This window comes from Streptomyces sp. LUP47B, from assembly GCF_001746295.1.
Lineage (GTDB): Bacteria > Actinomycetota > Actinomycetes > Streptomycetales > Streptomycetaceae > Streptomyces.
The window spans coordinates 16,365-29,703 of sequence record NZ_MJAH01000022.1; the positions used below are offsets into that span (position 1 = coordinate 16,365).

10 protein-coding genes and 2 tRNA genes are annotated in these 13,339 nt (G+C 68.9%); 2 read left to right on the forward strand and 10 right to left on the reverse strand.

What is annotated here, in order from left to right; translation table 11 throughout:
* Positions 1 to 67 precede the first annotated feature (67 nt).
* The 5 genes from BFN33_RS43035 to BFN33_RS43055 all read right to left on the reverse strand — a co-directional run bounded on the left by BFN33_RS43035 (position 68) and on the right by BFN33_RS43055 (position 6,534).
* Positions 68 to 1,087 carry a rod shape-determining protein gene (locus tag BFN33_RS43035; protein WP_004931372.1) on the reverse strand — a complete coding sequence of 340 codons (1,020 nt, stop codon included), beginning with the start codon at positions 1,085 to 1,087 and terminating at the stop codon, positions 68 to 70.
* A gap of 310 nt (positions 1,088 to 1,397) precedes the next feature.
* A complete protein-coding gene (ndk, locus tag BFN33_RS43040) occupies positions 1,398 to 1,811 on the reverse strand; it encodes a nucleoside-diphosphate kinase (RefSeq protein WP_059205347.1) in 414 nt (137 codons plus the stop codon).
* Positions 1,812 to 1,875: 64 nt separating this feature from the next.
* Complete coding sequence (locus BFN33_RS43045; RefSeq protein ID WP_069765673.1) at positions 1,876 to 2,232, reverse strand: DUF4233 domain-containing protein; 357 nt, start codon at positions 2,230 to 2,232, stop codon at positions 1,876 to 1,878.
* 9 nt (positions 2,233 to 2,241) lie between these two features.
* Positions 2,242 to 3,726 carry a folylpolyglutamate synthase/dihydrofolate synthase family protein gene (locus BFN33_RS43050; protein ID WP_069765674.1) on the reverse strand — a complete coding sequence of 495 codons (1,485 nt, stop codon included), beginning with the start codon at positions 3,724 to 3,726 and terminating at the stop codon, positions 2,242 to 2,244.
* 183 nt (positions 3,727 to 3,909) lie between these two features.
* Entirely contained in the window at positions 3,910 to 6,534 is a 2,625-nt protein-coding gene (locus tag BFN33_RS43055; protein WP_069765675.1) for a valine--tRNA ligase, read from the reverse strand.
* 136 nt (positions 6,535 to 6,670) lie between these two features.
* Between BFN33_RS43055 and BFN33_RS43060 the strand changes: the two genes are divergently transcribed.
* The gene (locus tag BFN33_RS43060) at positions 6,671 to 7,672 is read left to right on the forward strand and encodes a hypothetical protein (RefSeq protein ID WP_069765676.1); all 1,002 of its coding nucleotides are present in this window, start codon (positions 6,671 to 6,673) and stop codon (positions 7,670 to 7,672) included.
* Between the two features lie 68 nt (positions 7,673 to 7,740).
* On the opposite strand, the gene clpX is transcribed toward BFN33_RS43060, so the two are convergent.
* From clpX to BFN33_RS43085, 5 genes are all read right to left on the reverse strand, one after another.
* Positions 7,741 to 9,024 (reverse strand): ATP-dependent Clp protease ATP-binding subunit ClpX, encoded by a 1,284-nt coding sequence (clpX, locus tag BFN33_RS43065; protein ID WP_069765677.1) that lies wholly within the window; start codon positions 9,022 to 9,024, stop codon positions 7,741 to 7,743.
* Positions 9,025 to 9,185: 161 nt separating this feature from the next.
* A complete protein-coding gene (locus BFN33_RS43070; protein ID WP_020136160.1) occupies positions 9,186 to 9,866 on the reverse strand; it encodes an ATP-dependent Clp protease proteolytic subunit in 681 nt (226 codons plus the stop codon).
* 49 nt (positions 9,867 to 9,915) lie between these two features.
* On the reverse strand, positions 9,916 to 10,524 hold the full coding sequence (locus tag BFN33_RS43075; protein ID WP_059205342.1) for an ATP-dependent Clp protease proteolytic subunit: 609 nt from the start codon (positions 10,522 to 10,524) through the stop codon (positions 9,916 to 9,918).
* Positions 10,525 to 10,814: 290 nt separating this feature from the next.
* Positions 10,815 to 12,212, reverse strand: a complete 1,398-nt coding sequence (gene tig, locus BFN33_RS43080; RefSeq protein ID WP_069765678.1) for a trigger factor — start codon at positions 12,210 to 12,212, stop codon at positions 10,815 to 10,817.
* Positions 12,213 to 12,407: 195 nt separating this feature from the next.
* Positions 12,408 to 12,484 (reverse strand) — tRNA-Pro (locus BFN33_RS43085).
* A gap of 780 nt (positions 12,485 to 13,264) precedes the next feature.
* On the opposite strand from BFN33_RS43085, the gene BFN33_RS43090 reads away from it, so the two are divergent.
* Positions 13,265 to 13,338 (forward strand) — tRNA-Gly (locus BFN33_RS43090).
* Position 13,339: the final 1 nt, after the last annotated feature.

Here is a 13,339-nt window from a genome sequence, read left to right on the forward strand (position 1 = left end):
TGCCTCGATATCAACGATCCGCCGCACGAGAGGAGATCATCTCGTACGGCGGAATCGAAGAGTTACGTCATCTGCGCGGCTGGGCGTCCAGCACCTGCTGAAGCGCCTCGAACTCCTCGACGCACTTCCCGGATCCGAGCGCCACGCTGTCCAGCGGGTCCTCGGCGATGTGGATCGGCATGCCGGTCTCCCGGCGCAGCCGCTCGTCGAGTCCGCGCAGCAGGGCGCCACCGCCGGTGAGGACGATGCCGCGGTCCATGATGTCGCCGGAGAGCTCCGGCGGGCACTTGTCCAGGGTCGTCTTGACGGCGTCGACGATCGCGTTGACGGGCTCCTCGATCGCCTTGCGGACCTCGGCGGCCGAGATGACGACGGTCTTGGGCAGCCCGGAGACGAGGTCCCGGCCGCGGATTTCGGTGTGCTCGTCAGCGTCGAGGTCGTACGCCGAACCGATCGTGATCTTGATCTGCTCGGCCGTCCGCTCACCCAGAAGGAGGGAGTACTCCTTCTTGATGTGCTGGATGATCGCGTTGTCCAGTTCGTCACCCGCGACGCGGATGGACTGGGCGGTGACGATGCCGCCGAGGGAGATGACCGCGACCTCCGTGGTGCCGCCGCCGATGTCCACCACCATGTTGCCCGTGGCCTCGTGGACCGGCAGGCCGGAACCAATGGCGGCCGCCATGGGCTCCTCGATGATGTGCACCTGGCGGGCGCCGGCCTGGGACGACGCCTCGATGACGGCGCGGCGCTCGACGCCGGTGATGCCCGAGGGGACACACACGACGACGCGCGGCCTCGCGAGATACCGCCGCTTGTGGATCTTCAGAATGAAGTAGCGGAGCATCCGCTCGGTGATCTCGAAGTCGGCGATCACGCCGTCCTTCAGCGGCCGCACGGCAACGATGTTGCCGGGGGTCCGCCCGATCATCTTCTTCGCTTCGGCGCCGACCGCGAGGATGCCACCGGTGTTGGTGTTGATCGCGACGACGGACGGCTCGTTGAGTACGATCCCGCGACCCCTGACGTACACCAGCGTGTTGGCGGTCCCGAGGTCGACAGCCATGTCACGGCCGATGAACGACATTGAGTTCCCCATCAGGATTCGTCTGGCCTTCCCGGGAGCTTTCGAGGGCTTTTCAGGTCGGCGAAGTGGGTGCTGTGACGTGAAGGCTTCCATCGTAGACGCGCCTGCACGAACACTGCGCGAGGGTCTTCGCCATTGTCAGCAGATGTAAAGCCGCCCCGCTTGTGGAGACGGTCCATAGGGGGCACTCGTTCCCCCGATCGGCACGCATATGCCAAAGGACGGCCGAAAATGTACGGCCGTCCCAGGTCAGACGGGCGGATGAACTGACAGTTTGTCAGAAAATGCCACTGAACCTACGCACGAAACCCTATGCGCGCCCGGGGAAGAAGATCTTCACCTCGCGCTCGGCGGACTCCTCCGAGTCGGAGGCGTGGATCAGGTTCTCGCGGACGATGACGCCGAAGTCGCCGCGGATGGAGCCGGGCGCGGCGGCGATCGGGTCGGTCGGGCCGGCCAGCGCGCGGACGCCCTCGATGACCCGCTCGCCCTCGACGATCAGCGCGACGACCGGACCGGAGGCCATGAACTCCACCAGCGGCTCGTAGAAGGGCTTGCCCTTGTGCTCGCCGTAGTGCTGCTCCAGCGTGTCCTGGTCCAGGGTGCGCAGCTCCAGCGCGGTGATCTGCCAGCCGGCCTTGCGCTCGATTCGGCTGATGATCTCGCCGGTCAGGCCACGACGGACGGCGTCGGGCTTGAGGAGGACGAGGGTGCGCTGGCTCACGAGGGGCTCCTTGCCTGCTGACATGTGCGGTGGGACGAGATTACAGGGCGTGTCGGTGCGCTCGTCACACAGCGTCAGGTGCGGCTGAGTCGGCCTGGGCGGCGAATCTCGCCTTGGCCTCGTCGATCTTCCGGCCGTAGTGCACGGAGGCCCACCACAGTGCCGCGAAGATCGCGCCCATGAAGAACATGGTCGGGATGACGAACCCGGAGGCGATCAGGGCGATCTGGAGCGCCCAGCCGAGGGCGACGCCGCCGGGCCGGGTCACCACCCCGCACAGCGCGAGGCACAGGAACATGGCGATGCCGCTGACCGTCCACACCGTGGAGGTGGCCAGGTCGGGGTCCTTCATCGCGACCAGTCCGGCGAAGCCGATGACGAACAACTCGCCGATCAGCGTGGAAGCACAGAGCGTGCGCATGCTCGGGACTCAGCCCCTTCCCAGCAGCAGCCGGGCCTCGCCGACCGTGATGACCGACCCGGTGACGAGTACTCCGCCGCCCGCGAACTCGCCGTCCTCCTCGGCCAGCGTGATCGCCTCCTCCAGCGCGTCCGGCAGCCGCGGTTCGACCTGCACGCGGTCCTCGCCGAACACCTCGACGGCGATCGCGGCGAGCTCGTCGGAGTCCATCGCGCGGTGGCTGGAGTTCTGCGTGATCACGACCTCGGCGAAGATCGGCTCGAAGGCCTCGAGCAGCCCCCGTACGTTCTTGTCGCCGCTCGCGCCCACCACGCCGATGAGCCGGCTGAAGTCGAAGGCCTCGCCGACCGCCTCGGCGGTGGCGCGGGCGCCCGCCGGGTTGTGGGCGGCGTCCAGGACGACGGTCGGGGAACGCCGTACGACTTCGAGGCGGCCCGGGGAGGAGACGGCCGCGAAGGCCTTGCGGACGGTGTCGATGTCGAGGCGGTCCTGGCGCTGGGCGCCCACGCCGAAGAACGCCTCCACGGCGGCGAGCGCCACGGCCGCGTTGTGCGCCTGGTAGGGGCCGTGCAGCGGCAGGTACACCTCTTCGTACTCGCCGCCGAGGCCGCGCAGGGTGACCAGTTGGCCGCCCACGGCGACCTGACGCGAGACGATCCCGAACTCCAGGCCCTCGCGCGCGACGGTGGCGTCGACCTCGACGGCCTTCTTCAGCAGCACCTGGGCCGCGTCGACCGGCTGCTGGGCCAGGATGACGGTCGCGTCCTGCTTGATGATCCCGGCCTTCTCGCCGGCGATCGCCGCGTGCGTCTCGCCGAGCCGGTCGGTGTGGTCCAGGTCGATGGAGGTGACCACGGCGACATCGCCGTCGATGACGTTGGTGGCGTCCCACGAGCCGCCCATGCCGACCTCCACGACGGCCACGTCGACGGGCGCGTCCGCGAAGGCGGCGTACGCCATGCCGGTCAGCACCTCGAAGAAGGACAACCGGTACGGCTGCTGCCCGTCGACCATCTCGACGTACGGCTTGATGTCCTCGTACGTCTCGATGAACCGCTCGGCCGGGATCGGGGCGCCGTCCAGGCTGATGCGCTCGGTGATCGACTGGACGTGGGGGCTGGTGTACCGGCCCGTGCGCAGTTCGAAGGCGCTGAGGAGGGCCTCGATCATGCGGGCCGTGGAGGTCTTGCCGTTCGTCCCCGTGATGTGGATCGAGGGGTACGACCGCTGCGGCTCGCCCAGGACGTCCATCAGCGCGGCGATGCGGCTGACCGAGGGCTCCAGCTTGGTCTCGCCCCAGCGGCCGGCGAGCTCCGCCTCGACCGTGCGCAGGGCCTTGTCGACCTCCGGGTCCTCAGGGCGTCCGGGCACGTCGGCCTCCGGCGGGGCGCCCTGGGTGCGCAGGGTGCGGCTGCCGGCCTCGATGACCGCGAGGTCGGGGTCGCGGTCGGTCTCGTTGGCGATGATCTCGTCGAAGGGGTCGCTGTCACTCACGCAGTCAGTCTACGGAGGGCGACCGACAGAATGCCCACGGAGTGGGGTGGCTGGTCTTCGCGGGCGGCTGCGGGAGCATGGGGGCTGGTCGCGCCCACGCGGCGGAGCCGCATATCGATACAGCCCCGCACCCCTGAAAACCACAGGCCCCGGAGTCCAGACGACCCCGGGGCCCGCGGAGCGCTACGCCTGAGGCAAGCCGTCCAGCTGAGCCTTGATCCTCGCGATGTCCTCGTCCGCCTTGGTCAGGCGGCCGCGGATCTTGTCCACCACGTTGTCCGGGGCCTTCGCGAGGAACGCTTCGTTGCCGAGCTTGGCGTTGGCCTGGGCCTTCTCCTTCTCGGCCGCCGCCAGGTCCTTCGCGAGGCGCTTGCGTTCCGCCGCCACGTCGATCGTGCCGGACAGGTCGAGCGCGACCGTGGCGCCCGCGACCGGCAGGGTCGCCGTGGCCGCGAAGCCCTCCGCCTCCGGCTGGAGGCGCAGGAGTTGACGGATGGCGGCCTCGTGGGGCGCGAGGGCGGTGCCGCCGAGCTCCAGCCGGGCGGGGACCTTCTGGCCGTCCTTCAGGCCCTGGTCCTTGCGGAACCGGCGGACCTCGGTGACGACCCGCTGGACCAGCTCGATCTCGAGTTCGGCGTCCTTGTCGCGGAAGCCGCTGTCGGCCGGCCACTCGCCGATGACCAGGGACTCGCCGCCGGTCAGCGTGGTCCACAGGGCGTCCGTCACGAACGGGATGACCGGGTGCAGCAGCCGCAGCGTCACGTCGAGGACCTCACCGAGGACCCGCCCGGAGACCCTGGCCTGCTCGCCGCCCGCGAAGAACGTCGTCTTCGACAGCTCGACGTACCAGTCGAAGACCTCGTCCCACGCGAAGTGGTAGAGCGCGTCGGCGAGTTTGGCGAACTGGTAGTCGTCGTAGTACGCGTCGACCTGGGCGACCGTGGTGTTGAGGCGGGAGAGGATCCAGCGGTCCGTCGCCGACATCTGCGAGGCGTCCGGCAGCGGGCCCTCGACCGTGGCGCCGTTCATGAGCGCGAAACGGGTGGCGTTCCAGATCTTGTTGGTGAAGTTGCGGGACGCCTTGACCCAGTCCTCGCCGATCGGCACGTCCGCGCCCGGGTTGGCGCCGTTGGCGAGGGTGAAGCGCACGGCGTCGGAGCCGTAGGCGTCCATCCAGACCAGCGGGTCCACCGCGTTCGGGTTCGACTTCGACATCTTCTTGCCGAACTCGTCGCGGACCAGGCCGGTCAGCGCGATGGTGTGGAAGGGGACCTGGCCGTCCATGGCGTAGAGGCCGAACATCATCATCCTGGCGACCCAGAAGAAGATGATGTCGTGCCCGGTGAGCAGGACGTCGGTCGGATAGAACTTCCGCAGGTCCTCGGTCTGTTCGGGCCAGCCGAGCGTGGAGAACGGCCACAGGCCGGAGGAGAACCAGGTGTCCAGGACGTCGGAGTCCTGGGTCCAGCCCTCGCCGGTGGGCGGCTCCTCGTCGGGTCCCACGCAGACGACCTCGCCGTCCGGGCCGTACCAGATCGGGATGCGGTGGCCCCACCACAGCTGGCGCGAGATGCACCAGTCGTGCATGTTGTCGACCCAGTCGAAGTAGCGCTTCGACATGTCCTCGGGGTGGATCTTGACGCGGCCGTCGCGGACCGCGTCGCCGGCCGCCTTGGCGAGCGGGCCGACCTTGACCCACCACTGCATGGACAGGCGCGGCTCGACCGTGGTCTTGCAGCGCGAGCAGTGGCCCACGGAGTGCATGTAGGGGCGCTTCTCGGCGACGATGCGCCCCTGCTCCTTGAGGGCGCCGACGACGGTCGAGCGGGCCTCGAAGCGGTCCAGGCCGAGGAAGGGGCCGTGCACGGTGATGACGCCGTGCTCGTCCATGATCGTCAGGGACGGCAGGTCGTGACGGCGGCCGATCTCGAAGTCGTTCGGGTCGTGCGCCGGGGTCACCTTGACCGCGCCCGTGCCGAACGCCGGGTCGACGTGGGTGTCGGCGACGACCGGGATGGTGCGGTCGGTGAGCGGGAGCTTGATCTGCTTGCCGATGAGGTGCTGGTACCGCTCGTCGTCGGGGTGGACGGCGACGGCCGTGTCACCGAGCATCGTCTCCGCGCGCGTGGTCGCGACGACGAGGCTGTCCTCGCCCTCGCCGTAGCGGATGGAGACCAACTCGCCAGCGTCCTCCTGGTATTCCACCTCGATGTCGGAGATGGCCGTCAGACAGCGCGGGCACCAGTTGATGATGCGCTCGGCGCGGTAGATCAGCTCGTCCTCGTAGAGCCGCTTGAAGATGGTGAGGACGGCCTTGGAGAGGCCCTCGTCCATCGTGAAGCGCTCGCGGCTCCAGTCGACGCCGTCACCGAGGCGACGCATCTGGCCGAGGATCCGGCCGCCGTACTCCTCCTTCCACTGCCAGACGCGGTCGACGAACTCCTCGCGCCCCAGGTCGTGCCGGGACTTGCCCTCCTCGGCGAGCTGCTGCTCGACCTTGTTCTGGGTGGCGATACCGGCGTGGTCCATGCCCGGCAGCCACAGGGCCTCGTAGCCCTGCATGCGCTTGCGGCGCGTCAGGGCGTCCATGAGCGTGTGCTGGAAGGCGTGGCCCAGGTGGAGGGAGCCGGTGACGTTCGGCGGCGGGATGACGATGGTGTACGGGGGCTTGTCGCTCTTCGCGTCGGCGGTGAAGTAACCCTTCTCCACCCAGCGCTCGTACAGCGTCCCCTCTACCTCGGCCGGCGTGTACTGGGTCGGCAGTTCGGTGATGGGCGCTGTGGGCTGCTGCTGAGCGTTCTCGGTCACGGGCCCAGTTTAGGGGTGTCGCGGGCGTGTCCCGAAACGTGTTTGCTCTGTAACGGTGGGGGCCCCGATGCCGTGTGCCGCCTGTCCCTGAGCCAGGATGTCGGGAACACATAAACATCTGGAGGGGAACCCAGAGATGAGTCACAACCAGCCGGGCCCGTACGGGCAGCCCCAGCAGCCCGGTCAGCCGCAGCAGCCCGGGCCGTACGGCCAGCCGGGCCCCTACGGCCAGCCGCCGCAGGCGCCCCAGCCCGGCTACGGCTACCCCCAGCAGCCCCCGCCGCCCCAGCAGCCCGCGCAGCAGCCGGGTTACGGCTATCCGCAGCAGGGCGGGGTGCCGCCGCAGACCCCGCCGTACGGCCAGCCGCAGGCTCCCTACGGCCAGCAGGCCCCGTACGGCCAGCAGCCGCCGTACGGCCAGGCCCCCTACGGCGTCCCGCAGCCCCCGCCGCCGGGCGGCGGCAACGGCAAGAAGGTCGGCATCATCATCGGCGCGGTGGCGGTCGTGGCCGCGATCGCGGTGGGGGCGTATCTCGTGATCGGCGGGGGCGGCAACGGCGGCGGCGGTTCGGACATCGCGGACGACGGGGCGCACACGCTGACCACGCCGGCCACGGTCCTCACCGACTACAAGAAGTCCGCGAGCGCCGACGGCGACGGCTTCAGCTCGGACGACGTCAAGGACGCCGAGAAGCACGGCGTGAAGAACGCCAAGGACGTGAACGCCACCTACCAGTCCGGTGACGCGACCAATTACCTGGCCATGAAGATGGTCAACTTCATGGGCGTCTACGGCGACATCGACGACCCCGAGAAGGTCGTCGACGCCATGTTCGGCGAGATGAAGAAGAGCGCCGAGAAGGACTCCGAGGGGGAGGCCGTCGGCAGCCCGAAGGCGTACACGCCTGCCGGTCTCGACGGCGCGGTCCTCAAGTGCCAGGAGACGAAGGTCTCCGACAGCTCCGGCTCCGGTCCGAGCTCGATCAGCATGCCGGTGTGCATCTGGGGCGACCACAGCACGCTGGGTGTGGTCATCCCGATCGACATGGCGGACGCCATGGCCGGAAAGACGGCGGACCTGTCGGGCGCGGCCGACATGACGGCCAAGCTCCGCAAGGAAGTTCGCGTCAAGGCCTGACGGTCAGGACTCGACATGCGAAGGGGCCCCGGTCGGTTGACCGGGGCCCCTTCGCATGTCCTGTGTCGTTACGCCGTCTTCTGCTCGCCGGGGCCGCGCCCGCGGGCGTCCCTCGGGATCAGGGTCGGGTTCACGTTGGAGTGGACGACGTCCGCCGTGATGACGACGCGGGCCACGTCCTTGCGGGACGGGATCTCGTACATGACGCCCTGGAGGACCTCTTCCATGATGGCGCGCAGGCCTCGCGCGCCGGTCTGGCGGAGGATGGCCTGGTCGGCGATGGCTTCCAGTGCCTCGCGCTCGAAGTCCAGCTCCACTCCGTCGAGTTCGAAGAGGCGCTGGTACTGCTTGACGAGCGCGTTGCGCGGCTCGACCAGGATCTGGAGGAGGGCTTCCCGGTCCAGGTTGTGCACGCTCGTGATGACCGGGAGACGGCCGATGAACTCGGGGATCATGCCGAACTTGACCAGGTCCTCGGGCATGACGTCCTCGAACTGGTCCTTGGCCTCGAGCTCGCGCTTGGAGCGGATCGTCGCGCCGAAGCCGATGCCCTTGGCGCCCGCGCGGGACTCGATGAGCTTCTCCAGGCCCGCGAAGGCACCGCCCACGATGAACAGGACGTTCGTCGTGTCGATCTGGATGAACTCCTGGTGCGGGTGCTTGCGTCCGCCCTGCGGCGGCACGGAGGCCGTGGTGCCCTCGAGGATCTTCAGGAGCGCCTGCTGCACGCCCTCGCCGCTCACGTCCCGCGTGATCGACGGGTTTTCACTCTTGCGCGCGACCTTGTCGATCTCGTCGATGTAGATGATCCCGGTCTCGGCCTTCTTGACGTCGTAGTCGGCCGCCTGGATCAGCTTCAGCAGGATGTTCTCGACGTCCTCGCCGACGTATCCCGCCTCGGTGAGCGCTGTCGCGTCGGCGATCGCGAACGGGACGTTCAGCATGCGGGCCAGCGTCTGCGCGAGGAGTGTCTTGCCGGAGCCCGTGGGGCCCAGCAGGAGGATGTTGGACTTCGCCAACTCGATCGCGTCGTCTCGGCTGCCGCCGCCGTTCTCGCCAGCCTGGACGCGCTTGTAGTGGTTGTACACCGCCACGGAGAGGGCCTTCTTGGCCGACTCCTGGCCCACCACGTAGCCCTCCAGGAACTCGTAGATCTCGCGGGGCTTGGGGAGTTCCTCCCAGCGCACCTCGCTCGTCTCCGCGAGTTCCTCCTCGATGATCTCGTTGCAGAGATCGATGCACTCGTCGCAGATGTACACACCAGGCCCTGCGATGAGCTTCTTGACCTGCTTCTGGCTCTTGCCGCAGAACGAGCACTTGAGCAGATCGCCGCCGTCACCGATGCGTGCCACGGTGTGCTTCCCCTTCGCCTGGGAGACGCCTAGGTCCAGCGGCTCCTGGTGCTGCCTTATGTCCGACGGTACCTTGCCGGGCCCCCCGTTCGGGCCCCCCTTGGCAGGGTTCACTTTGACGTGCACTGTGCCAAGGGGCGGCATATCCTACGGGGTCCGCGTCATCGGACGGCGGCGTTGTTCATCTTCCGGGTGGAGATGATCTGATCGATCAGGCCGTACGCCAGGGCGTCGTCGGCCGTGAGGATCTTGTCGCGCTCGATGTCCTCGCGGATCTTCTCGATCGGCGTGGTGGAGTGCTTGGCCAGCAGGTCTTCCAGCTGCGCGCGCATCCGGAGGATCTCGTTGGCGGCGATCTCCAGGTCGGAGACCTGGCCGCGGCCGGTCTCGCTGTAGGGCTGGTGGATCAGCACGCGCGCGTTGGGCAGCGCCATGCGCTTGCCGGGCGTACCGGCGGCCAGCAGGATCGCGGCGGCGGAGGCCGCCTGCCCCATGCAGACCGTCTGGATGTCCGGCTTCACGAACTGCATCGTGTCGTAGATCGCGGTCAGCGCGGTGAAGGAGCCACCGGGGCTGTTGATGTAGACGGAGATGTCCCGGTCGGGGTCCATCGACTCCAGGCACAGCAGCTGCGCCATGACGTCGTTGGCGGAGGCATCGTCGATCTGCACGCCGAGGAAGATCACGCGCTCCTCGAAGAGCTTCGCGTACGGGTCGTACTCGCGGATGCCCTGCGAGGTGCGCTCGACGAAGCGGGGGATCACATAGCGGGACTCGGCGCGCGGGCCGGTGTACTCGGCCTCGGTGCGGGCGTAGAGGCCGCTGCCGGGGAAGTCGTTCACTGTCTGTCTCCTAGGGGCTTAGGCGGTCGGCTGAGGGGCTCTACGGGGCTCAGGCCCCGGTGCCGCCGCCGCCCGGGATACCGGCAGCCGTGGCGATGACATCGTCGATGAGGCCGTACTCCTTGGCCTCCTCGGGGTCGAACCAGCGGTCCCGGTCCGAGTCACGGGTGACCTGCTCCACGGTCTGACCCGTGTGCTGGGCCGTGAGCTCGGCCATGCGCTTCTTGGTGTGCAGCAGCCGCTCGGCGTGGATCTTGATGTCCGAGGCCGAGCCGGCCAGGCCGGCGGAGGGCTGGTGGATCAGGATCTCGGCGTTCGGGAGGGCGAAACGCTTGCCCGGGGTGCCCGCGCTGAGCAGGAACTGGCCCATCGAGGCGGCGAGGCCCATCGCGATCGTCATCACGTCGTTCTTGATGAACTGCATGGTGTCGTAGATCGCCATGCCGGCCGTGATCGAGCCGCCGGGGCTGTTGATGTAGAGGTTGATGTCCTTGTCGGGGTCCGCAGCGGCAAGGAGCAGCAACTGTGCGGTGATCTTGTTAGCGATGTCGTCGTCGACCGGCTGGCCGAGGAAGATGATCCGCTCGTTGAGCAGCCGGTTGTAGACCTGGTCGCCGAGGCCACCACCGATGGAAGGCTCGCCGGCGGCGGAGGGCATCAGATTCGTCACGTATCCACCTGCTCGTCTTACGACGGCGCCGGGCCGTCTCACGTTTCCCTGCGTGTTCCGTGCGGGGCTGGGGCAGTCGGGGACTTCCCTGCCCTCGTAGTTATGGACCCTAACGCGCTGGTCCCTTCGGAGAATCCCGGTAAGCGGGGTGTTCGCCGGGGGCGTAGCGCCCCCGGGCCCGCCCGCCGTCCCGTACGCCGTCCCCGTACGACGGGACGGGCCCCCGGGGAACACAAGTCCCCGGGGGCCCGTCCTGCGACCTGCAAGGTGCCGTGGGCTCAGCCCTCGGTCTTCTCCTCGGCCTCGGCCGGGGCGTCCTCGGAGGCGGCCTCGACGGTCTCGACGGTCTCGGCCGTCTCGTCCTCGTCGTCCTCCAGGTCGACGACCTCGCCGTTGGTGTCCTTGACCGTGGCGGCCTCGACCACGACGGCCAGGGCCTTGCCGCGGGCGACCTCGCCGACGAGGAGCGGGACCTGACCGCCCTCGACGACCGCCTGGGCGAACTGGTCGGGGGACATGCCGGAGGAGGCGGCGCGGCGCATGAGGTGCTCGGTGAGCTCCTCCTGGTTGACGTTCAGCTTCTCGCGCTTGACGAGCTCGTCCAGCACGAACTGGGTCTTGATGCCCTTGACCGCGGCGTCCTTGGTCTCGGTGTCGAACTCCTCGGCCGTCTTGCCCTGGATCTCGAGGTACTTCTCGAGGTCGAGGCCCATCTGGCCGAGCTGGTGGTGCTCCAGGTTGTGCTTGCGGGTGTTGATCTCGTCCTCGAGCAGCTTCTCGGGGACGGGCACCTCGACGAGCTCCAGGAGCTTCTCCAGGACGCGCTCCTGGGCCTGGGTGGCCTGGTCGTACTGCTTCATGTTCTCGAGGCGCTTGCGGCTGTCCGCACGGAGCTCCTCGAGGGTGTCGAACTCGGAGGCGAGCTGCGCGAACTCGTCGTCCAGCTCGGGCAGTTCGCGGGCGGCGACCTGGGTGACCTTGACGGTGACCTCGGCCTCCTTGCCGGCCGCGGAGCCGCCCTTGAGCTCGGAGGTGAAGGTGGCCTCGCCACCGGCCTCCAGGCCCTTCACGGCGTCGTCGATGCCGTCCAGCAGCTCGCCGGAGCCGATGGTGTAGGAGACGCCGCTCGCGACGCCGTCCTCCAGCACCTCGCCCTCGACCTTGGCCTCCAGGTCGATGGTGATGACGTCGCCGTCCTCGGCGGCGCGCTCGACCGGGGAGGTCGAGGCGAAGCGCTCACGCAGCTCGGTCACGGCCTTGTCGACGTCCTCGTCGCTGACCTCGACCGCGTCGACCTCGACCTCGATGCCGGAGTAGTCCGGGATCTCGATGGCCGGGCGGACGTCGACCTCGGCGGTGAAGTTCAGCGTCTCGCCGTCCTTCAGCTCGGTGATGTCGACCTCGGGCTGGCCGAGGACGTCGATCTCGGCCTCGTTGACCGCATCGGTGTAGAACTTCGGAAGCGCGTCGTTGACGGCCTCCTCCAGCACCGCACCGCGGCCGAACCGCTGGTCGATGACGCGCGCCGGGATCTTGCCCTTCCGGAAGCCCTTCACCGTGACCTGCTGGTTGATCTTCTTGTACGCCGCGTCGAGGCTGTCCTTGAGCTCCTCGAAGGGCACCTCGATGCTGAGCCGAACCCGAGTCGGGTTCAGGGTCTCCACGGCGCTCTTCACGGTTCGGTCTCCTTGGGGGCTGACTTCTTGGTTTCTGCCGGAGCCAGAGCGGCTCCGGCGGATTCGCCGCCCGGAGGACTTCCAGTGGAGATCCAGAGGATGAGGCACACGGGCGTGCAGCTTGCATAGTAACGGCAGCGGCGACACGCCCCAAAGGCGATCACTGTGTACGGCCGCGCGAGGTGATCGCGCAGGTGGTCGGGGTGGCGGGATTTGAACCCACGGCCTTCCGCTCCCAAAGCGGACGCGCTACCAAGCTGCGCCACACCCCGTCTGGTGCGACACGTAGGGTACATGCCCGCAGGCAGCGGGGTTGTCGCATTTCGCGAGCCCCGCTCGGAACAGGCCCACGCGCGGCTACGACGAACACCCCGCCGGGGGTGTCGAAACCAGCCCGGCCGGGCCCGGCGCCGCCCACCTGAACCGCCCCGACCTCGGGGCCGAGCCGTGCGGGACCCGCCCGAGGGAAGCGGACCGGATGGCGAGGCCAGAAGCCGGGTGCACTCCGTCGGCGGCCGCACCGCGAGGGGGCGGCGCGCCGGGGCAGCCCCCGACATCCGGACGGGCGCGATGACGGACCTCGCGACTCGCAGACCGTGCGCGCACGCTACGGCGAGGGGCCGCGGCCAGGGACGCACCGGGCGGCACCGGCGGATACGGACCCAACTCCCGGCGAGGCCCGCGTCCCCGTGCCAGGACCGACCCGGCACGGCGCCACGGCGCGCCGTATCACCCGGCGGGTCCCTCGTGGGGCGGCACGCTCGCGCTCGGCGGCATGCCGGAGCCGGGAGCCGGCCCGGAACCGGCCCGGGAACTCTCGGGCGCGCCGATGCGAGAGCCGGGGCTGCGCGGCCGGTCGCGGAGGGGGCGACAGTGAAGGTCGCCGGGCTGTGAGGGGCGCGTCGGCTCCGCGCGTCTCGGCGTGCTGGTGGCGGCAGTCCCGCTCAGGAGCCGTGCCGTCGGGCGCACGGGCGGAAGGGGTGTGCGACGAGCGGTGACGACCCGGTACGATGCTTCCGTGCCGTCGGTCACCCGACCGCGGCGCGCGCTGTGCGGGCGTAGCTCAATGGTAGAGCCCTAGTCTTCCAAACTAGCTACGCGGGTTCGATTCCCGTCGCCCGCTCCAT

Bases quoted from the DNA above. Each gene is read 5' to 3' on its own strand.
- BFN33_RS43035 (WP_004931372.1), bottom strand. From the start codon at position 1,087: ATGTCGTTCATCGGCCGTGACATGGCTGTCGACCTCGGGACCGCCAAC.
- BFN33_RS43045 (WP_069765673.1), bottom strand. From the start codon at position 2,232: ATGCGCACGCTCTGTGCTTCCACGCTGATCGGCGAGTTGTTCGTCATC.
- BFN33_RS43060 (WP_069765676.1), top strand. From the start codon at position 6,671: ATGAGTCACAACCAGCCGGGCCCGTACGGGCAGCCCCAGCAGCCCGGT.
- BFN33_RS43075 (WP_059205342.1), bottom strand. From the start codon at position 10,524: ATGCCCTCCGCCGCCGGCGAGCCTTCCATCGGTGGTGGCCTCGGCGAC.